A 20831-nucleotide genomic window follows, 5' to 3' on the forward strand; every position below is an offset into this window, starting at 1 on the left:
AGCGTCCGCCACATTCTTGCCCCCGCCCTCCCCCTTTCCGCCCCTTCGCCCCCCGCGCCCTCCACCACATTTCTTGCCCCCGCCCTACCCCTCCCGTACCGTCCGCGCCCAGCACCCGATCCACGCAAAGGAACTCGAACATGGCCGAAATCAAGCACGGCTCCGTCTCCGTCAGCATCCCCGACAGCCTCAAGCCGCCCTCGAATGCCGGCACGCTCTCCGCCGACGAGGTGAAGCGATTGCCCAAGGCGCCCCGCGGGATCGGCCTCGTCGGGACCCATACGGCGGATGCGATCAACAAGGCCGGCGACAAGCTCACGCTCCCCAAGGGCGTCACGGCCGACGCGCTCCTCGCGGCCTGCGAGCGCGCCGATGCAATCGATCAGGTCATCATCGATCTCGAAGTCGTCCTGACGACCCTCAAGCAGGCCAATCTGCTCTTCGACGCCGAGGCCTGGGAGCTTTTGCGCAAAGTCAATGGCCAGCTCAAGGAGCAGATGAAGTACAATCCCGAGCTCGGCCCCATCTTCCGCGTCCTCATCGACTTCATGAGCCGCGGCCCCCGGCAAGCCGCGCCCGCCCCGACGGAAGGCTGACCCGATCGGCCCCGCTCCCGACGCTCCCGGGAGCCCTCCCAGCGGTCGCGCGGCCGAATCGATTCCACGGGCCGACCACTCGACCCGCTTCAGGAAACAGATAGGACGCCTCAGGCGAAGCTCGCATCGTGCACGCGAGCGCGCAGGCGAGGCACCGGAGCCGCTTCGGAAGCGCATTCCCGAAGGAGCCACCGCGCAGGCGTCGTGCGGCTGGAACGGTCGACCGGACCGGCCCCAGCGGTCGCGCGAAGCGCGCTTCAGCGTCCGCCGACCGCGCCCGCTCCTCCCCCGAACGCTTGACTTCGCTCGCAACTGGCCGTCTACTGCCACGGGAAACCGTTTGCACGCAAACATGCGAGCGGCGGGAATTGTCGAGGGAGCGGATCGTGTCCTCTGATCTGGCAGCCGGATCCATTTTCGCCGGGCGTTACCGCGTCGAGCATCGCATCGCCGCAGGGGGCATGGGGGCCGTGTACGAGGTCGTCCACCTCGAGACGAACCGCCGCCGCGCGCTCAAGGTGATGCACGCGAACTTCGTGCAGAGCGAGGACCTGCGCGGGCGCTTCCGGCAAGAGGCGCGCGTCGCCGCGGAGATCGAGAGCGATTACATCGTCGACGTCTTCGACGCGGGCATCGACGACGCGACCGGAATGCCCTTCCTGGTCATGGAGCTCTTGCGCGGCGAGGAGCTCGGCAAACGGCTCCGACGCACGGGCCCCTTGCCGCCGGCCGAGGTGGTCGCCTACCTGCATCAGACCTCGCTCGCGCTCGACAAGACGCACCGCGCCCACATCGTCCATCGCGATCTCAAGCCGGACAACCTGTTCCTCTGCGAGCGCGAAGACGGCCCCCCGCGCATAAAAGTGCTCGATTTCGGGATCGCCAAGATCGTGGCCGCCGGGTCCACGGCCGCGGGCGCGACGCAATCGCTCGGCACCCCGCTCTACATGGCGCCCGAGCAGTTCATGATGGAATCGTCGGTCTCGCCGGCGACCGACATCTTCGCGCTCGGCATGATCGCGTTCACGCTCCTCGTGGGCAAAGCCTACTGGTTCGAGGAGTCGCGAGGCGGCGGAAACGTCTTCGCGTTCGCCGCACAGGCGGCGCTCGGGCCCCGGGAGCCGGCGACGGCGCGCGCCGGCCGGCTCGGCGCGAGCCTGCCGCCCGCGTTCGACGGCTGGTTCGCGCGGGCCACGGCGAAGGCGCCCGCCGAGAGGTTTCCTTCGGCCACGAGCGCCGTGAAAACGCTCGCCGAGGCGCTCGGGGTGCCGATGGCGGGGCTCACGGGTTCGGGGATCCTGCCGCCAGGAGCGATCTCGCGGCCGTCGTTCACGTCGCAGCCCTACGATGTGCCGATCTCCACGCTCGACACGCAGGCGACGACGCCGATGGCGCCGAGGCGCGCGCCGCTGCCGAGCGGCGCGGAGCTCGGCGCCGCGACGCCCGCGGGGCAAGCCGGGACGCCCATGGGCCCGGTCATGACGCCGCTCGGCAGCGGGATGACCGCGGTCCCGGCGCGACGATCGCCGCCGACGAAGCTCATCGCCGCGGGCGCGGGGCTCGCATGTTTGCTCGCGGGTGTGGTTGCATTCCTCGCGCTCTCGTCGCGCGAGGAGGGCAAGCCGAAAGAGCCGGCCGCCGCCGCGCCGTCGTCTCCGCCTGTCGTGGCGACCGCCGCGCCCGAAATCGTGCCGGCGGCGCCGGTGGAGACGACGACGCCCGAGCCCATGCCGACCGCGACGGCGAGCGCCGCGCCTGTGGTGAGCGCGGCCGCGAAGGCGCCGGCGAGCAAGCCCGCGGCGGCGTCGCAGACCTCGAAGGGAGGCGCGGCGCCGACGGGGAAGGCGCCGAAACCCGGGTCGACGTGGAGTCGGGATTGAGGTGCTAGGATGAGAGCGTGGAAGCCGCTCGGTGTCGCGGCGCTGCTCACGGCGGCGAGCTGTGTGCAGGTCCTCGGAGGGGACAACCCGTATCACGCAGAGGAACCCGTGGGCGGCGGGGGGCAGGCGGGGGGTGCGGGAGGGGCCGGAGGTGCGTCGTCGAGCTCCACGGGTGGGGCCGGCGGGACGAGTGAGCCGTGTACTCCGGGCGAGATGCGGGTGTGTTATTCGGGGCCCGCTGGCACGGAGGGCTTCGGCGACTGCAAAACCGGTGTGCAGGTTTGCGCGGACGACGGCTCGGAGTTCGGCCCTTGCGAGGATGAGGTCGTTCCGGCGGCTGAAGATTGCACCCTGCCTGGAGACGAGGATTGTGATGGATCGGCCGTAAGCGCATGTACGGGCACGCCCAAGGCCGCGTTCACGCCGCCGGGCAGCTCTGTCTCCCCGATGACCGACGTGCTCTCCGACGTGGCGGTCACACCCGACGGCGGGTACGTCGTCGCGGGGACCGTGGAATTCTTGGAAAGCTCGGGCCCTGGCAGCGTTTACGTTGCGAAGATCGGCCCGGATGGCGCGATGCAATGGGAGAAGAAATATCCCTGCGAGGGATTTGCTGTCGCCCGCGGCGTGGCCGTGAGCCCGGCGGGGGATGTCACGGTGGTCGGCGAATTCGACGGGATGATCCATTTCGGTGGGAGCGAGCTACAGTCCATCCCGAGCAACGATATCTTCATGGCCACGTTCGACGCCATGGGCGCGCACATCTGGAGCAAGAGCTTCGGCGCGGCGAACAGGCAAGCCGCGCACGACGTGGACACCGACGCGGCAGGGAACCTGTACGTCACGGGGTGGGTCACCGATGAGAACGTGAGCCTCGGGGGCGATACCGTGGCCCCCAGCGGACAAGACCTGTTCGTGGCGAGCTACGATTCCGCGGGGACCCATCGCTGGAGCCGGATCTTCGTCAACCAGAGCATTCAACGAGGACGGCGCCTCACGGTCATGGAGAACGGCGACGTCGCCGTCGTGGGCGAGACGTACAGCGGTGCGGATCTCGGCGGAGGCAGCCTGCCGGGCGGCGGCGATTATGATCTCGTGGTCGCGATGTACAAGGGGGAGACCGGCGCTCACGTGTGGAGCAAGGTATTCGGTTCGTCTGGAAACCAGCTCCCTGGAAGCATCGCCGCCGCGCCGAACGGCAATGTCCTCGTCACCGGACACTTCACGGGCTCGCTCGATTTCGGCGGTGGCACGATGTCGGCCGTAGGAGGGATCGACGTGTACCTGGCCGAGTTCGCCGGATCGAACGGGAACCACGTGCGCAGCAAGCGCTTCGGGATCACCCAACCCTCGCAGGGCACCGGGATCGCGGTGGACGGCGCGGGGAACGTGGTCGTAACCGGGTACTTCAACGGATCGATCAATTTCGGCTCCGGCACGATCACGACAAGCGATGGCAACGATTCATTCGTCGTGAAGCTCGCCGAATTCGACTGGGCTCCGCTCTGGACGAGGACGTTTGGTGGGACAGGATCCCAAACGGCCTGGGCCGCCGCCGTCGACGGCAAAGGCGACGTGATCGTGGGCGGCAGCTTCGAGCAGCAGATCGTGTTCGGCGCCCCGCTCGTAACCGTCACGAGCAGTGGCGGCGCCGACCTCTTCAGCGTCCGGCTCGCTCCGTGACGCACGAACCATGCGGTAAAGGTAGGCACGACATGCGGAAGGCACGATGGTTCTTCGTGGGGCTCGTCTGCGCGGGCCTCGGGCTCCTGGAAGGCGTGGCGTCCGCTGCGCCCACGCCGGCGCAGCAAGCGGCCGCGGGAAAGCTCTTCGACGCCGCCGTCGCGGAGGTCTCGGCCGGGCGTGATGCCGACGCGTGCCCGCTGCTCGAACAGAGCCACGTGCTCGATCCGAAGCCCGGCACGCTCCACGCCCTCGCCGAATGCGAGGTGAAGATCCAGAAGCTCGATCAGGCGATCGCTCATTACAAGGAGTACCTCGATCTCTACGCGGCGATGAAGAGCCCGCTGCGTGAAAAACACACCGATCGGGCGCGGGTCGCCGAGGAGCAGGTGAAGAAGCTCCAGGCGGAGATCCTTTTCAAGCAGGCCATCGCGCACCAGGAGGCCGGCCGTCACGCCGAGGCGTGCGCCGCGCTCGCGGAGAGCCAGGGGATCGATCCGACGCCGGGGACGCTTTATGCGCTCGCCGAATGCGAAGCGACGCGGGGAAAGATCGCGGCGGCGCTCGAGCATTACACGACGTACCTCGGCCTCTTCGCGGCGATGAAGAGCCCGCTGCGCGAGCGGCACGCCGAGCGCGCGCGGATCGCGGAGGAGCAACGAAAGAAGCTCGACGCGGAGGTGCCTCGGCTCAAGCTCGTGTGGGTGGGCGAGGTGCCCGCAGGGCTCGTCGTGACACGGGGGGATGCGACGCTCGACCTGAAGACGCTGGGCGCCTCGGTAATGCTCGAGCCTGGGGCGTATGCATTTCGCGTGGAGGTCCCGGGGCGCCCGGCGCAGGAGCGGAGGGTGCGGCTGGAGAAGGGGGACCGAAAGATCCTCGAGCTCACGCCGGGCGCGACGCAGGAAGCCGTGGACGAGCGAAAGCCGCTCCCCGAGCAACCTTTGCCGCCGCCGAAGCCGGTCGCGCCGCCGAAGCCGGGAATGCATCCGTGGGCGATCGGGGGAATTGCGGCGATGGGCGTGGGCGGCGCGGCGCTCCTCGCCGGGAGTGTGCTCGGCGGGCTCGCGGTGGCCGAGAAGCGCGAGGTCGATGCGGCGTGTGACGAGAACTTCGCGTGCGGCGCGAAAGGCATGGAGACGGTGGAGCGCTTCTGGGCGCTCGGCAATGCGAGCACGGCGACGTTCATCGTGGGGGGCGTCGTGCTGGCGACGGGCGTGACGCTGTTCGTGCTTGCGCCGAAGGCGTCCGCGGAGAATGTCGGGGCGGTGCGGGTGCGGGGGTTGGCAGGGCCGGGGGCCGGGTATCTGGGCGTCGAAGGGGCATTCTGATGCGAGCCGGGAAGCTTTTTTGGATCGGAATGCTCGTCACGGCGGCGAGCTGTGTGCAGATCCTCGACGGGGACCATCCCTACAGCGCGGAGGGCGTGCCCGCCGCCAAGGTGCCCTGCGAGGCGGCGGCGAACTGCGACGACCAGAACGCCTGCACCACCGATACGTGCAGCGACGACAAGATCTGTGTCCACACGCCGACCCCCGACGGGACGAGCCCGGCCCAGACCGTCGGCGATTGCCGGCGGATCGATTGCGCGGCCGGCAAGGAAGTCATCGTCGAGGACGACGACGACTTCCCCGACGACAACGAGCCCTGCACGGCCGACGCCTGTACCGGCAGCACGCCGAGCAACGTGGCCGCGCCCGACGGCGACAATTGCCAGCGAGGCAACGAGAGCGGCACGTGTGCGATGGGCGTCTGCTTGATCTCGTGCGACGCGCAAAACCCGTGCGACGACGGCAACTCCTGCACCGATGATTTCTGCGATTTCGCCACGAGCACGTGCGTCTTCACGAACCTCGACGGCCTGCCCAACCCGGGGGCCACGCCGATCCCGGGGGATTGCAAGCAGAAGCTCTGCGTGAGCGGCAAGGGCACGGACGTCCCCGACGACACGGACGTGCCCGACGACGGGAATCCCTGCACGGACGACGTCTGCACGCTCGGGGTCCCGTCGAACCCGAACATCGCCTCGGGCACGTTCTGCGAGCCGGGCAAGCCCGCGGTCTGCAATGGCACCGGGGCGTGCGTCGAATGCATTCTGCCGGAGCACTGCACCGGCATCATCGAGACGGATTGCGGGAAGCGGGCCTGCGTCGACAACAAGTGCGTCGTGCAGAGCCTCGGCACCGAGACCACCGCAGGCGCGGCCTCGCAGACGACGGCCGACTGCAAGCGGGCGGTGTGCAACGGGGTCGACGGCGGCGTCATCGACATCAACGACGACAGCGATAAGCCGAACGACAACAACCCCTGCACGGTCGACGTCTGCCTCAACGGCACGCCGCAGTACACGAGCGTCCCCGTGAACACGAATTGCGGCGGCGCGAGCGTGTGCAACGGGATGGGGCAATGCGTCGGGTGCAACACGGCGAGCGAGTGCCCCGGCACGGACGATTTCTGCAAGACGCGCACCTGCAACAGCGGCGTCTGCGGGTTTTCGTACAAGACCGATGGCACGGTCACGCCGAGCGGGCAGACGGCGATGGACTGCAAGGTCCAGGTCTGCGACGGCGCGGGCAACTTCGTGGTCCGGCCCGATACGGGGGACATCAGCCCGGATGGGAACCCGTGCACGAAGGATCAGTGCACGGCGCAGGGCAATCCTTCGTATCCGAACGAGGCGATCGGCTTCACTTGCAACGTGAATGGCGGCGACATCTGCAACGGCAACGGCCAGTGCAAGAAGTCGAACGGCAAGAACTGCGGCGCGAACGGCGAATGCGCGGGGAACATCTGCGCCGATGGGATCTGCTGCAACAATGCCTGCACGAACGGGTGCCAGGCTTGCAACGTGGCAGGCAGCCTCGGGACGTGCACGAACGTGCCCACGGGGCAGGATGACTCGCCGTCGTGCACCGGCACGAACAATAGCTGCGACGGCGGCGGCGTGTGCAAGAAGGAGCTGGGCGTCAACTGCGGCAACAGTGGCGAGTGCCTGTCGGAGAACTGCGTCGACGGCGTGTGCTGCGAGAGCTCGTGCTCGGGCACGTGCTACCAGTGCAACAAGGTCGGTAGCGTCGGCAATTGTGTCGAAGTCGTGCAGTTCTCGGAGGACAACTACCCCGCGAATGCGTGCAACGGCAACAAGAGCTGCGACGGCATGGGCGTGTGCAAGCTCGACAACGGCGAGACCTGCACGAACAACAATGAGTGCGCCAGCAACAACTGCTTCAACGGCCCGAACAAGTGCCAGTAGATGTAACGCGAAACGCATACCATCGCGCGTTCTTCCTCCCCCTTGCCGTCCCCTTCCTCTCTCCGATAACGTTTCCCCCGCAATGCCTCCTCCCTCCAGCAGCGATAGCTATGTCGTCACCCACGACCCCGATCTCGTCATCGGCCACTTCATCGGGCACGTCACCGTGGAGGACATGCGGCGCATCCTCGACATCCATCACCGTTTCTCCATAGGCAAGCCGGGCGTCTTCTTGCTTGCGAATGTCGAGCACCTGGAAAACATCACGCCCGAGGCGCGCCGGCTCGCTTCTGAAGGGCGCAATGGAAACGACGCGCGTGTACCCATCTTCGGCGCCGCCCTCGTCGGCGCGCGTTTTCACGCCCGGATCCTCGGCGCCATGGTCTTCCGCGCCGCCCGCATGCTGAACCACGGCTCCCCCTTCGAAGTGCGCTTCTTCGACAGCGAACCCGCCGCCCTCGCCTGGTTCGACGAGCTCCGCCGGGCCCCTCGCTCCGCCGGCTGAATCGCCATCCGCTTGCCCTCCGGCGTTCCTCACCGATACCTTTCCGGTAAAATGCCCCCCTCCCTCGACGGAAGCCGCATCCTCACCGAGGAGCCCGATCTCGTCATCGGCCACCTCGTCGGCCACGTCACGGGCGACGTCATGCAGCGGCTCTTCGATGTCCAGCATCGGTTTTCCGAAGGCAAGCCGCACCTCTTCCTGATCGTCCACGTCCGCCACGTCGCGGACGTGACCTCCGAAGCCCGCCGCGTCGTCATTGACGCGCCCAAGGTCAAGGTCCCAGCCATACCCATCCTCGGGTGCTCCTTCGTCGGCGCGAGCTTTCACGTTCGCGTCCTCGGCACCATGGTCTTCCGCGCCGCCCGCCTCCTCGGCGGCGCAAACACCTTCCCCGTCCGCTACGACGATACGGAAAACGAAGCCCGCGCCTGGATCGACAATCTCCGCCGCGAGCTCCGTCGCCCCCGCTGAACCGCCCTCCCCTGTCCCTTGCCCTGAGCATGGGTCTCATCCGGGGGCGCTTCGCTGGGGCGTTGCCCCAGGCCCCACCAGGGGCTGTCCGCCCCTGGACCCGGACCAGCGCAAGCGCTGGACTCGGGGTCGATGAACTGCGCGATGCGCAGTTCATCGAACGGCCGGGTCAAGACCACGGGCGATCCTGCCAGCCAAGACGGCAGCGCGGATGGTTCAGCCGGCAACGCGCTACCAACGGCCCGTTGGAAGAACTGCGCATCGCGCAGTTCTTCCACCAAAGGTCCAGGGCTGGCCCTGGTTCGGGTCGAGGGGCGAACAGCCCCCGCGGGGCCCGGGGCAGCGCCCCGGCGCGGCGTCAGATCGCGAGCATCCCGCCGTCGACGAGTAGCTCTGTGCCCGTCACGAATTTCGCGTCGTCGGACGCGAGGTACGCGACTGCCGCTGCCACGTCCGCGGGCTCGCCGAGCCTCCCTAGCGGAATGGACTTCGCGAGGTTTGCCTTCGCCCGCGCCGGATCCTCGGACTTCTCGACCATCCCGTCGACCATCGGCGTGTCGATGAATGACGGGTGCACCGAGTTCACCCGGATCCCGTAGCCCTTCCGTGCGCAATGCATTGCCGCCGACTTCGTGAATGTGCGCACGCCGCCCTTGCTCGAGCAATAGGCTGCGAGGTTTGGCGCGCCGATCATGCCCGCCACGCTCGACACGTTCACGATCGCCCCGCCTCCGCGCTCCTTCATCACCCGGATCGCGTGTTTGCAGCCGAGGAATGTGCCCTCCGTGTTCACCGCGTGCACGAACCGCCATTGCTCGAGCGTCGTCGACTCCACGTCGCCCACGACGCCTACCCCCGCGTTGTTCACGAGCACGTCGAGCCGACCGTGCTTCGCCACCACTGCGTCGAGCACCTCGATCCACGCTGCTTCCTGCGTCACGTCGAGCGCCTGGAACTCCGCCCGTGCCCCGAGCTCCGCGGCGAGCGCCTCGCCTCGTTCCTTCGCGAGATCCGTGATCACCACGACCGCGCCCTCCGCGTGCAGCCTCCGCGCCGCCGCCGCTCCGAGCCCTGACGCAGCCCCCGTGAGGAGCGCCACCTTTCCCTCGAATCGCTGCATGCTTCGGAGGAGAGCGGAGCCGGCTGCTCCCTGTCAAGCTTGCTGCCGAAAAGATACCCGTCCGGACAGACGAACGGCTGGCGGCGCGCGCCCCCGTGGTTACGCTACGGCACCCTGATGACCCTGCTCGAAACGATGAACGCGGAGACCTTGCTCGCGCCTGGGGACCACGGGTTCGCTCAGGCCAAGACCGCGATGGCGCCGAGGAGGCCTCTCTCCTCGTTGCCGCCGCCTTCGTCGGTCCTACGCTCCACCGTGCTCCCGCGCGTCGAAGGCGAGGGCGCCGAGGTGCGGCTCGTGGCCGAGTCCAAGTCGCGGTACGAGCCGATCAAGACGCTCGGAGCGGGCGGCATGGGGGAGGTCGTGCTCGTGCACGATCAGGACATCGCCCGCAAGGTCGCGGTCAAACGCCTGCTGCCCGAGGCGAGCGATCCGGTGATGCTCGCCCGCTTCGTGGATGAGATCCGCACCGTCGGCCGCCTCGAGCACCCGAACATCGTGCCCATTCACGACGTCGGCGTCGACGAGCTCGGCCGTTACTTCTTCGTGATGAAATATGTCGAGGGCGAGACGCTCGAGACGATCATCCGCAAGCTCGCGGAGGGCGATCCCGACTACCACCGCAAGTACAGCTTCGAGCGCCGGGTCGAGATCTTCATCGACGTCCTTTCGGCGCTCGCCTACGCCCACGCGAACGGCGTCGTGCACCGGGACGTCAAGCCTGCGAACGTGATGGTCGGGCGGTACGGCGAGGTCGTGCTGATGGACTGGGGCATCGCCAAGCCCATCGACGCCGAGCGGGATCTCGCCCGGGGCGCAGACGGGACGCTGGGCGACGAGACCGACCGCGGGCGGATGTTCCTGACGCACGTGGGCTCGCTCGTCGGCACCCCCGCGTACATGTCGCCCGAGCAGGCGCGCGGCGAGGTGGACCAGCTCGATACGCGGAGCGACCTCTACAGCGCGTGCGTCGTCTTCCACGAGCTCATCACGCTGCGCCACTACCTGGCGGGCCGGCAGACGCTCGGCGACATCCTGACCGGCGTCATGGAGCACGAGATCAGCATCCGGGACGTGAAGCGACACTGCCACCGGACGCAGGAAGGGCTGCCGCTCGAGCTCGTGCACTTCGCCGTCGATGGGCTCGCCAAGGATCCTGCGAAGCGCTATGCCTCCGCGGGGCGGATGATCGAGCTCTTGCGGCACGCCCTCGAGGGCCGGATCCACGTGGCTTGCTCCGGCACCCTGGCCAAGCGGTTCCTGCGCGAGGCGGCGCGCGGCGTGGACCGGCACCCCCGGCTCATGTTCTGGGGCCTCGTGGGGACGTTCGTGGCCGTGATCTTCGCCTTTGCGCAGCTCGTCCGCATGATCGTGGCCTGACGCACGGCGCTGGCACGTGTGCCAGCACGTGCCCGGCACACGTGCCAGGCGGATGGCCCGCCGGCGGGGTCAGGCGGCGATGAGCCGCGAGCGCAGGGCCCGGGCGAGCTTGCGGCCGTCCTCGGGGACTGGCTCGAAACGCAGGGTGCGCTCGCTCGTGTGTTCGTTGGGACGCACCGAGAGCCTGTGCCCTCGTGCCAGGCCCACGTGCAACCCGGGGAACCTGGCGTGGAGCTCCTTGGCGAGCTCCAGCCGGTCGCCAGTCGGCAGGGCCAGCACGACGAGCGCGCAATCGAAGTGGCCCGGGCCGTCGAGCGCGACAAATGCCTCGCGACGGGTGCCGGCGTGCACCACCTCGAGCCCCTCCGCTCGCAATCCGCGGGCGATGATCTCCGTCCGGTCGTGATCGTCGTCGATGAGCAGGACACGCGCCATGAGTCCAAACCTCTCGTGGTAGCGCCGACCTGATTGCAATCGTCATGCCGCCCCGGGTCCCACGCTCGGGCGAGGTGAGAACCACGCTTCGGCCTTCACGAGGTGGGGTAGCTGAGGAGTCTGGACCTCAGCCCTGCGTCACGCGGACCGCAGCCGGACGAGGGCGCGAGCGGCGGGGGCGGACGGCGCGCGTGGGGGTCCGGCGCGCACGGGCCGCCCTGACGAACAAGCAAAAAGTCTTTGGAGATCGGGCAGATTTACGAAAGGACCTCAGGCTGATTCTCGGAAGGCCCTGGCAGGTCCGTCCCTTGAAAGGTTTGCATGAAGGGTGACGCCGCATGTGCCGGGACGACAGCGCCGCCAGGTGATCGAGGGCGGCGCACGGCCGACGCAAGCGCTGCGCCTCGAGAGGCTAGTAGTGCAGCACGATGTGGACCTCCTCCCCCGCCGGCAGGTCCGGCAGGACGAGGAGCCTCCCTCCGTCTTCCGGGGGCGACAGCACGGCGCCCGCCGGCTCCGAGACGGCTTCGAGCACCTCGGCCACGCGCAACGTGAGCCCCTCGATCGCCTCCTCGGGGCGGAGCGAAATGGTGAGCGTGCCCTCGAGGACGTTGTAATCGATGAGCGTGAACGTGACCGCGTCGCGCGCCCTCCAGAACCGGGAGAAGGCATCGACGCTCATCGCCGCCACGCCTTTGGGCAGGGCCGCGAGGACTTGCTCCTCGGCGGCCAGCTTGTAGTCCGTCACGTTCGGGTGGATCAGGAACGACGTCGGCGCGCCGTTCCGCGCGTTCTTGGTGATGATGCCCAGCGCTTGCTCGACGCGCAGGTCGAGGCGCGGCGGCAGCTCGTCTTCCAGCGTGACGGGAAGCTCGAAGACATCCGTATCCTGGATGGCCGGCCAGGAGGTCATGAGCCGATAAGGAAAGTTCGTGAGCACCACGCCCACCGCCTGCGTCGAATCGGTGCGATATCCCACACGGTCGAGCGCCAAAGGGGAGTCGGCATGGTAGGAAAGCTCCCCGGCCCGGAAGCTCACGGTTTCGTGCGAGACCCCGGCCGCGTCGAGGGAGCCGTCGATGAGGGATTTCGAGACCCGGACCTCGCCGTACAGGGTCCCCCACTGGGTCTCGTAGGGCGACGAATTGTACGGGGCATACGTCGGATACTCCTCGGTGCCGTCGCCCACCTCGAACAGCTCGAGCATCTTGGAATGCGCGACCGAGTGAGAGCCGACGGCGTGCCCGAGGCGGAGGAAGTCCGCGAGCTGGCAGCCGCGATCGCGTGTGAAGAACGCTAGATCCTGCACGTCGTCCACGTACTTCGTGTGGGCGAAATACGTCGTGGATGCGCCGAGCGCCGCCTCGCGCGCCGCGTACACGGCGGAGCGGTCGTAGCTCGGCCCCCAGTCGAGATCGTGCGAAATGAGCAGGGCCCCGGACAGCCCGTTCGGGGCCGTATGCAGCCGTACGCCGAAGCGCGCGTGCGCGTCGTAGATGTCGCGCATCATGAGGAGCCACGCGTCCGTCGCGGGCTCGAAGACGTTGATGTAGCCACGGGCGGCGCCGTCGAGCGGGTAACCGAGCTGGTTGCGAATCACGACGTCCCGGAAATCCACGCCCATCGTGTAGATCACCGCCGGGCCCACGTTCCTTCGCACGATCGCCGGGGTGCCGTCCTCGAACGTCGCCAGCACCACGACGCCCTCGGCCGCCGGATCGACCTCGAGCGTCCATGTATTGAGGAACTCCTCCGGCCCGCCCCCGAGCGGCAGCTCCCGTTCCTCGGGTTGATCCAGCGAAGGAAAGGCCGCCTCTCCTTCCTTCGTGAGCCGCACGGAAGAATGGTGCAGCCCGAACGTCGACGCCGGCACCCCCGCGAGGTCGCGCAGGAAGGTGACATCGGAGTCGCGCCAGACGAGGACGCCCCCTTTGCCGATGAAATTCGCCATCGCCTCGATGTCGGTCGTGTGGAAGGACTCCTCGTACGCGTCAGGGAAGAACATCGCGATGTCGTGCTGGAGCGCGAGCTTCGGCGCGGTGGTCTTCGCGTACGGAATGCCCATCGGCGCGAGGACGTGCTCGATCGCGAGCATGTCTTGCCAATCGGGCGAGAGCGCGAGGACGCCGACCTGCATCTGCCAATGCTCCTGGGGCGGTGTCATTCGCACCTTCCTCGGCTCGCGTGTCGCGTCGACAGGGACATCCCGCTTGGGGAGGCCCCGTAACTCTCCCTCTACCTTCTCCGTGACCGGCACCTCTGCGCAGAGGGGCGCCTCGTCGTCGTCGATGTTGACCGGGTCGAACGAGAGCGGATCGTCCGAACCACATGCCACGATTCCCAAGGGAAGGGCGACAACAGCCATTCCCCAATACCGGCAAATCGCTCCGCGGAGCGAAAATGAGATGAACATGGGAGACGTAGCCTAGCAAAAAATACGGAATTGCTACCTCATTACATCTTTTTCATGCGAACGGTCGGGCACGAGGAATCCCAGGGCGGCGCGATCCTGGAACCGCACTCTTTTCTGGATCCGATGAGGACATGCCTGGCCCGGGCGTGGTAACGTCCGCCCATGGCACGCGTCACGGTGGAACGTCTCGGTCACGTCGTCCGCATCGGCCTGAACAGACCGGAGAAGCGCAACGCATTCGATCTTGCGATGCTCGACGAGCTCGCCCAGGCGTACACGGCCTACGAGGAGGACGACGGGCTCAGGTGCGGGCTCCTCTTCGCCCACGGTGCCCATTTCACGGGCGGGCTCGATCTCGCAGAGGTCGGCCCCGCCGTCGCAACGGGGCGCGCGCTCTACCCCAAAGGAAGCGTGGACCCGCTCGCCATCGGGCCGCGGCGTCTCACGAAGCCGATGGTCGTCGCCACGCAGGGATATTGCTTCACGATCGGAATCGAGCTCGCACTCGCCGCCGACATCCGCGTCGCCGCCGAGGATACACGTTTCTCGCAGCTCGAAGTGCAGCGCGGCATCTTCCCGTTCGGCGGCGCCACACTCCGATTCCCAGCACTCGCCGGTCACGGCAACGCAATGCGCTGGCTGCTCACAGGCGACGTATTCGACGCAAAAGAGGCCTATCGAATCGGGCTCGTCCAGGAGGTCGTCCCCGCGGCCGATCTCCTCGATCGAGCCACATGGATCTGCGAGCGAGTCGCAGCGCAGGCCCCCATCGCAGTCCGCGCCACACTCGCATCCGCCCGCGCAGCGATGACCGAGGGCCCCGACGTGGAAGCAACGCGCCTCGAAGAGCGAGCCCGCGCCCTCATGGGCACAGAAGACGCAGCCGAGGGCATGCGATCCTTCGTCGAGCGGCGCGCAGGCCGATTCCAGGGGCGCTAACGGAAGGCCGCCACGCCGGGGCGCTGCCCCGGACCCCGCGGGGGCTATTCGCCCCTCGACCCGAACCAGGGCCAGCCCTGGACCTCTGGGCATCGACTGCGCGAAGCGCAGTCGATGCGGGGAAAGTTTTTAAAGCTGTTCGCCCCTTCTTTCCAGGGCCAGCCCTGGACCCTTTGGGGAAAAACTGCGCGATGCGCAGTTTTTCCCACAGGCCGGTGGGACCGCCTTGCCAGCTGAACCGTCAGCGCTGCCGTCTTGGCTGGCGGGGTCGCTCGTGGTCTTGAATCGGCCCGTTCGATGAACTGCGCATCGCGCAGTTCATCGACCACGAGTCCAGCGCTTGCGCTGGTCCGGGTGCAGGGGTGGACAACCCCTGCTGGGGCCTGGGGCAAAGCCCCAGCGAGGCGCCATCGCGTCAATCGTACTGGGCCATGATGACGTATCGCGCGTCTGGGATGCCGAGCTCGCCCGCGCGTTCGGCGTGCGCGGCTTCGCCGAGATCGACCTCTTCGCTCTCCGGGCCCTCGTACTGCGCGGACGCGACCTTCTGGCCCCAGACGCCCTCCGTGTGGGGCATCTGCTCCATGTCCACGCCGCGCATGTACTTGCCGGGACCTTCGCCGTCCTGGGTCCCGAGCACGCCGAATGCGAGCGTCGCGTGCGCGAGAGGTCCTACGCACGTGAAGTACATCGACACGGGAGCCTCGTCCCACTCTTTTCGCTCTTCCCCTTCGAGCTTCTCGCCGATGGCCGCCCACACGTCGGCCGGGATCGCCTTCGCCTTTTCGAGCGCGCGCAGCGCCATGTCGCGCGCGATCGTATCCGGCCCGTACGTCCCTCCGCGCCCGCCTTCGAAGCCGATGTGCACTTTCGTGTAGATGGTGTCGTCTGGCGCGGGCCCTGTGTCCGTATTGTCGCCCGCCGGCACCACCGTCAGCGCTTGCCCCGTCTTCTCGGCGATCGCCTCGACGTGCTGCGCGAGCTCGCCGAGTTGCTTGCGCGTCATGCCGCCTGACGAGATGCGCTTGCCCGCGACGAGGACGCCCTCCGTCTCCTCGTCGAACAGCACCTCGTGCGGGCTCTCCTCCTCGTCGCCGCCCTCCTCGTCGCCGTTGTCCTCGTCCTCGAAATCGTCCGTATCCTCGTCGCTCATTCGGGTCCTCCGAGCGGCGCACGGTAGAGGAGTTCGTGGGGGTTCGCACGGGGAAATCGGGGGGCGGCGCACGCCTCTGGGCGCCTCCTCGGCCTTGGGACTTGCGGGGCTTCTCGGGCTCGACCCTTCCTGGTAGAAGGTCGGCCATGTCCACTTCCTACGAGCTCCTCTACTTCCCGCTCCGTGGCCGCGCCGAGCCCATCCGGCTCCTGTTTGCCACGGCGAACGTTGCCTTCACCAACACGCCTGTCACGAACTGGCCCGAGCTCAAGCCGAAGACGCCCCTCGGCCAGCTCCCCGTGCTCGTCGAGCACACCGAGTCGGGCGAGCGCCAGATCGCGCAGAGCATGGCCATCATCCGTCACCTCGCGCGCGTCTTCGACCTCTCGGGCAAGGACGAGGCCGAGAAGACGACCACGGACGTCGCGGCCGAGACCCTCAACGACTGGCGGGGCAAGTTCGCGCCCGTGCAGTTTGCCGCGTTCATGAAGACCGAGCAGGCCGTGATCGACAAGTACTGGGCCGAGCTGCCGGCGACGCTGCGCCTCGTCGAGGGGCTGCTCGGGAGCTGTACCTGGTTCGGCGGCGGCGAGTCGCCGACGTACGCCGACGTGCTTGCGTTCGACGCGCTCGACAACCACATGGCCATGAAGCCCGAGACGCTCGCGGACTTCCCGAGGCTCCGCGCGCTCCACGACCGCTTCCGCGCGCTCCCGAGCGTCGCGGCGTACCTCGAAAAGCGCGCCTGAGCATCCTTCGAGCGGGTCGGCTGCGTCTCCGCACGGGGTGCATGGCCGACCCGCTTCGTTGGCCACCGCGGGGCGAACCATCGGCCAACCATCGGCGGTTCATCGACCCACCAACGGCGGTTCATCGGCCCACCCAACGGCGGTTCATCGACCCACCCAACGGCGGTTCATCGCTCAACCAACGGCGGTTCATCGCCCAACCAACGGCGGTTCATCGACCCACCAACGGCGGTTCATCGGCCACCGCGGGGCGAAGGATCCGCTGCCGCTGAGCGAATGATCTCGGCCCAAAAGGCCGCGGTTCGCGTTATCCTGAGCTCTCATGAGCCCGTTCGAGCGTCCCGAGACGGCGGCCCTCGCCGGTGCCCTCGCCGGGACGGCTGCGTTCGTCGTGGCCATGTGCGCCCGGGCGCTCGGGACGGCGTTTTCGGCGCGGCGCGAGGCGCGGGCGGCGCGGCGCGCGCTCGGTGCGGGGCGGACCGGGCTCACGGGGATCGAGCCTGGGGCAAACGTCACGCTCGAAGGCGTGCTCGAGGTCGTCGGGGAGCCCGGGGCGCGCTTCGAGGACGGCGCACCCGCGGCGGCGGCGACGGCTGCGGGGCGGTTTTGCGAGGCGAATGCGCGCGCGCCGCGCCTCCGGCTCGTGATGCGGGAGGGCACGGTCGATCTGCGCGGGAAAACGCAGGTCGTCGCGGGATCACGCGAGGCGCGTGACGGCGCGATGGACGGCCCCCCCGAGGATGTGGCGGCGCGCATTCACGTGGCTTGCGGGGATCGGGATCCCATTCCGGCCGGGCCTCTCCGCATGCGATCGGTCGCGCACGGCGATCGGGTCGTCGCCTCGGGGAAGCTCGTGCGCGCGGAGGACGCATCGGGCGCCGGCGGGTATCGCGAGGGCGGCGCGCCGTGGACGCTGGTGCCGGCGACGTCGACGGATCGATCCTTGGAGATCGTACGAATCGCGTTCGTGGGTTTGCCCGCGGTGTCCGGCGTGCTCGGCGCGGCGTTTTCGCGGCAGCGCTCGCGGAGGATGGCGCCGTTCGCCTTGCTTTCGGCCGCGTTCGGGGCTGCGATCGGGATCGGGAAAGCTGCGTACGATGCGCGCGCGCTCGCGGCGCGGGCCGAGGCGGAGGCCGCGGCCGAGGCGAAGGCGCGGAAGAAGGCCGAGGCGCCGTTCGGGTCTCCGGCGTACTGCAAGGAGCTCGCGGGGCAGTACGCGATCGCGATGGATCGCGTCTCCACCTGCACACACGACAACGACTGCCGCGCCACGCTGCGCGGCGAGCAATGGTACGACCTCGACGGCTGCTTCCGGCTCGAGAATCGACATGCCTCGACCGACGAGGCGGATCGTTTCGCGCGCGAGTGGCTCGAAGGGCGGTGCGTTTCGAGCTACGAGGTCTGCAGCGCTCAACCTTCGGCGATGTGCCGGAAGGGCCGCTGCGTCGAGCGCCCGCCGGCCGCGGTGCCCGAGACCTGGGTCCGGCGCGATCTTGCGCGGCTCTTCACGTTCTTCGCGCCGCCCGACGTCGAGGTCACGGGCCGAAACGGCCTCGATTGTGGCCCGGGCGCGACCGTCACGCTCCATCGGGACGATTTCGAGGCGTCCTTCGCGCTCCAACAATCTCCTGTCGCGCTCGGCGGGTCCACGACGCCCGTTCGAATCGGCGGCTACAACGCATCCTCCGCGTGGATGGATGCGACCCTGCTCGCGACGGGCGAAGGGTACAAGCAAGGCTTCCTGGTGGCTTTCGACGAGAAGCAGGCCGTCTGCCCACCCTTTTGCCTCCCGGGCTGGGGAGGCGGCAGCGTCGGTCACCTCTCCTTCACGGCGCGCTGCCACACGGCCGAGGCTTGCGAGGAAGCCTGGCGGATCCTGCAGACGCTCGCGCCCCTCTGATCGGCTCTTGCCGCCCCGCGCCAGTTGAGGCAAAGCGGCGACGTGGAAGAGCTCGGAATTTCAACCGGAAAAGTCCTCCTCACGGGCGCGAGTGGCTTCATCGGCGGCCGCTTGCAGAGCGCGCTCGTGGGGCGCGGCGTGGACGTCGTCTCCTTGCGGCGGCGCGGCTCGCCCCCGGCGAAGCGCGGGCGCTCCGTCGAGATCGACTACGACGACAGCAAAGGCCTCGATCGCCTCATCGCCGAGGAAAAGCCGGACTACGTGCTGCACGTCGCGGGCGCGACGAAGGGCGTCGAATACGCCGACTTCCAGCGCGCGAACGTCATGCCCACGGAGAACCTGCTCGAAGCGCTGCGCAAGGAGCACCCCGAGGTCCGCCGCTTCGTCCTCGTCAGCTCCCTCGCGAGCTTCGGCCCTTCGAGCGCCACGCGCCCCCACGTCGAGACGGACGAGCCGCGCCCCATCGAGTTCTACGGGCAAAGCAAGCTCGAAGCCGAACGCATCGTCGAGCGCGCGGGCGACGTGATCCCCTGGACGATCCTGCGCCCCGGCGGCGTGTACGGCCCGGGCGACGTCGATTACTTCAACCTCTTCCGCGAGGTCGAGCGCGGCCGAAACGTCTTCTTCGGCAACAAGAAGCGCTGGTTCTCGGGCATCTACGTCGACGACCTCGTCGCGGCGACGCTCGCCTCGGCCACGCACGACGGCGCGAAGGGCCGCGCGTTTTTCGTGTGCGACAACGAGCCCGTGACCTGGGAGCAGTTCCAGGGGGCGATCGTCGAAGCGAGCGGCCGGCGCGTGCTCACCGTGGATCTGCCGGAGATGCTCGTCGACGTGGCGGCGTTCGGTGGCGAGATCGCGACGCGGTTCGACAAGAAGCCGCGCCTCTTCAACCGGCAAAAGGCGAAGATGGGCGCGCAGGAGGCCTGGACGTGCAAGAGCGGCGCGCTCCGCGAGGCGACGGGCTGGCGCTCGAAGGTGCGCCTCCAGGAGGGCGTGCGCCTCGCGCTCGAATGGTACCGCCGCGAGAAATGGGTCTAGGTCGATGGGGTATTGCCTCGGGTATGCGCTGATCGAAGGCGGCGACGCGGCGTTCTCGATGGACGCGTCGGCCGTCACGTTCGGCCCGGGCTCGCTCGCGGAGGTCGGCGAAGAGGCCGCTTCGCTCGGGCTGCGTCGCGTCGCGCTCTTCACGGACGCGCGGCTCGCGCAGCTCTCGCCCGTCGAGGAGGCGCGGCGCTCGCTCGGGCGCGCGGGCGTGGACGTCGTCGTTTACGACGCGGTGCACATCGAGCCCACGGATCACTCGTTCGCCGAGGCCGCGCGGTTCGCCGCGGAGGGCCGGTTCGACGGGTACGTATCGGTCGGCGGCGGATCGGTCATCGACACGTGCAAGGCCGCGCTGCTTTATGCGACCTACCCGGCCGATTTCTATGCGTACGTGAATCGCCCGATCGGCGAGGGCCGCGAGGTCCCGGGTCCCCTGCCCCCGCACATCGCTTGCCCGACGACCACGGGCACGGGCGCCGAATGCACGGGGATCGCCGTCTTCGACGACACGGGCCGCAAGGCGAAGACGGGCATCGCCTCCCGAAAACTCCGCCCGACCCGGGCGATCGTGGACCCTTCGGCCACGCGGACGATGCCGAAGAGCGTGGTCGCGGCGAGCGGGTTCGACGTCGTGACGCACGCGCTCGAATCGTTCACGGCGCGGCCTTATTCGACGCGCCCGCGGGCGCCCGAGGCGAGCAAGCGCCCGATGAGCCAGGGGGCGAACCCGTGGAGCGACATGGGCTGCAAGAGCGCGCTCGAGCTCGCGGGGCGGTATCTCTTGCGCGCCGTCGAAGACGCGGACGATGAGGAGGCGCGCGAAGGAATGGCGTGGGCGGCGACGCTCGCGGGCATCGCGTTCGGCAATGCGGGCGTGCATTTGCCGCATGCGATGTCGTATGCCGTCTCGGGCCTGTGCCGCTCGTTCACGATGCCGGGGTATCCCGAGGGCGAGCCGCTCGTGCCGCACGGGGTGTCGGTCGTGGTGAATGCGCCGGCCGTCTTCCGCGCGCTCGCCAGGACGAACCCCGCGCGGCACCTGGAGGCTGCGGCGCGGCTCGGCGCGGACGTGCGCGGCGCGGGCCCGGAGGACGCGGGCGAGGTGCTCGCGACGCACCTCGGCGGGATGATGCGCGCGGCCGGCGTGCCAAACGGGCTCTCCGGCGTGGGATACGGGGAAGCGGACGTCGACGCGCTCGCGGCGGGGACGATCGTGCAGGCGCGGCTCGTGTCGAATGCGCCGTGCGCGATCGACGAGGAGGGGCTGCGGGGGCTCTTCCGCGGGGCTTTTGCTTATTGGTGAT

General features: G+C 68.5%; 17 protein-coding genes. 13 read left to right on the forward strand and 4 right to left on the reverse strand.

Going from position 1 to position 20831, the window contains the following annotated elements; all coding sequences use genetic code 11:
* The first annotated feature begins 140 nt into the window (after positions 1-140).
* The 7 genes from QHF85_RS08815 (at position 141) to QHF85_RS08845 (ending at position 8388) form a co-directional block, all read left to right on the forward strand.
* Entirely contained in the window at positions 141-596 is a 456-nt protein-coding gene (locus QHF85_RS08815) for a hypothetical protein (protein WP_281326646.1), read from the forward strand.
* A gap of 386 nt (positions 597-982) precedes the next feature.
* Complete coding sequence (locus QHF85_RS08820) at positions 983-2476, forward strand: serine/threonine-protein kinase (RefSeq protein ID WP_281326647.1); 1494 nt, start codon at positions 983-985, stop codon at positions 2474-2476.
* 9 nt (positions 2477-2485) lie between these two features.
* Positions 2486-4159, forward strand: a complete 1674-nt coding sequence (locus tag QHF85_RS08825; protein WP_281326648.1) for a hypothetical protein — start codon at positions 2486-2488, stop codon at positions 4157-4159.
* A 32-nt stretch (positions 4160-4191) separates the two neighbouring features.
* Positions 4192-5490: a hypothetical protein gene (locus QHF85_RS08830; protein WP_281326649.1), complete on the forward strand. Its 1299-nt coding sequence runs from the start codon at positions 4192-4194 to the stop codon at positions 5488-5490.
* Positions 5490-7412, forward strand: coding sequence for a hypothetical protein (locus tag QHF85_RS08835; RefSeq protein WP_281326650.1), 1923 nt, complete (start codon positions 5490-5492; stop codon positions 7410-7412). Before QHF85_RS08830 ends, QHF85_RS08835 begins: the two co-directional genes overlap by 1 nt.
* Before the next feature lie 82 nt (positions 7413-7494).
* Positions 7495-7917, forward strand: coding sequence for an STAS/SEC14 domain-containing protein (locus tag QHF85_RS08840; protein ID WP_281326651.1), 423 nt, complete (start codon positions 7495-7497; stop codon positions 7915-7917).
* Positions 7918-7968: 51 nt separating this feature from the next.
* A complete protein-coding gene (locus QHF85_RS08845) occupies positions 7969-8388 on the forward strand; it encodes a hypothetical protein (protein WP_281326652.1) in 420 nt (139 codons plus the stop codon).
* Between the two features lie 358 nt (positions 8389-8746).
* Here the strand turns inward: QHF85_RS08845 and QHF85_RS08850 are convergent, their stop codons facing one another.
* On the reverse strand, positions 8747-9508 hold the full coding sequence (locus QHF85_RS08850; RefSeq protein ID WP_281326653.1) for a glucose 1-dehydrogenase: 762 nt from the start codon (positions 9506-9508) through the stop codon (positions 8747-8749).
* A 117-nt stretch (positions 9509-9625) separates the two neighbouring features.
* Between QHF85_RS08850 and QHF85_RS08855 the strand changes: the two genes are divergently transcribed.
* Positions 9626-10888, forward strand: a complete 1263-nt coding sequence (locus QHF85_RS08855; RefSeq protein WP_281326654.1) for a serine/threonine-protein kinase — start codon at positions 9626-9628, stop codon at positions 10886-10888.
* A 69-nt stretch (positions 10889-10957) separates the two neighbouring features.
* Here QHF85_RS08855 and QHF85_RS08860 read toward each other — a convergent pair whose 3' ends face one another.
* Both QHF85_RS08860 and QHF85_RS08865 read right to left on the reverse strand, forming a co-directional pair.
* A complete protein-coding gene (locus QHF85_RS08860) occupies positions 10958-11323 on the reverse strand; it encodes a hypothetical protein (RefSeq protein WP_281326655.1) in 366 nt (121 codons plus the stop codon).
* 412 nt (positions 11324-11735) lie between these two features.
* Positions 11736-13658: a hypothetical protein gene (locus QHF85_RS08865; RefSeq protein ID WP_281326656.1), complete on the reverse strand. Its 1923-nt coding sequence runs from the start codon at positions 13656-13658 to the stop codon at positions 11736-11738.
* 240 nt (positions 13659-13898) lie between these two features.
* Here QHF85_RS08865 and QHF85_RS08870 point away from each other — a divergent pair, with 240 nt between their 5' ends.
* A complete protein-coding gene (locus QHF85_RS08870; RefSeq protein ID WP_281326657.1) occupies positions 13899-14675 on the forward strand; it encodes a crotonase/enoyl-CoA hydratase family protein in 777 nt (258 codons plus the stop codon).
* A gap of 415 nt (positions 14676-15090) precedes the next feature.
* Here the strand turns inward: QHF85_RS08870 and QHF85_RS08875 are convergent, their stop codons facing one another.
* Positions 15091-15828: a hypothetical protein gene (locus QHF85_RS08875; RefSeq protein ID WP_281326658.1), complete on the reverse strand. Its 738-nt coding sequence runs from the start codon at positions 15826-15828 to the stop codon at positions 15091-15093.
* A 146-nt stretch (positions 15829-15974) separates the two neighbouring features.
* Here QHF85_RS08875 and QHF85_RS08880 point away from each other — a divergent pair, with 146 nt between their 5' ends.
* The 4 genes from QHF85_RS08880 (at position 15975) to QHF85_RS08895 (ending at position 20830) form a co-directional block, all read left to right on the forward strand.
* The gene (locus QHF85_RS08880) at positions 15975-16577 is read left to right on the forward strand and encodes a glutathione S-transferase (protein WP_281326659.1); all 603 of its coding nucleotides are present in this window, start codon (positions 15975-15977) and stop codon (positions 16575-16577) included.
* Between the two features lie 322 nt (positions 16578-16899).
* Complete coding sequence (locus QHF85_RS08885) at positions 16900-18477, forward strand: hypothetical protein (protein WP_281326660.1); 1578 nt, start codon at positions 16900-16902, stop codon at positions 18475-18477.
* 42 nt (positions 18478-18519) lie between these two features.
* Positions 18520-19518, forward strand: a complete 999-nt coding sequence (locus QHF85_RS08890; RefSeq protein WP_281326661.1) for an NAD(P)-dependent oxidoreductase — start codon at positions 18520-18522, stop codon at positions 19516-19518.
* Between the two features lie 4 nt (positions 19519-19522).
* Positions 19523-20830 (forward strand): hydroxyacid-oxoacid transhydrogenase, encoded by a 1308-nt coding sequence (locus QHF85_RS08895; protein ID WP_281326662.1) that lies wholly within the window; start codon positions 19523-19525, stop codon positions 20828-20830.
* The last annotated feature ends 1 nt before the right edge of the window (position 20831 follow it).

Source organism: Polyangium sp. 6x1 (genome assembly GCF_029946515.1).
Taxonomy (GTDB): Bacteria; Myxococcota_A; Polyangia; order Polyangiales; family Polyangiaceae; genus Polyangium.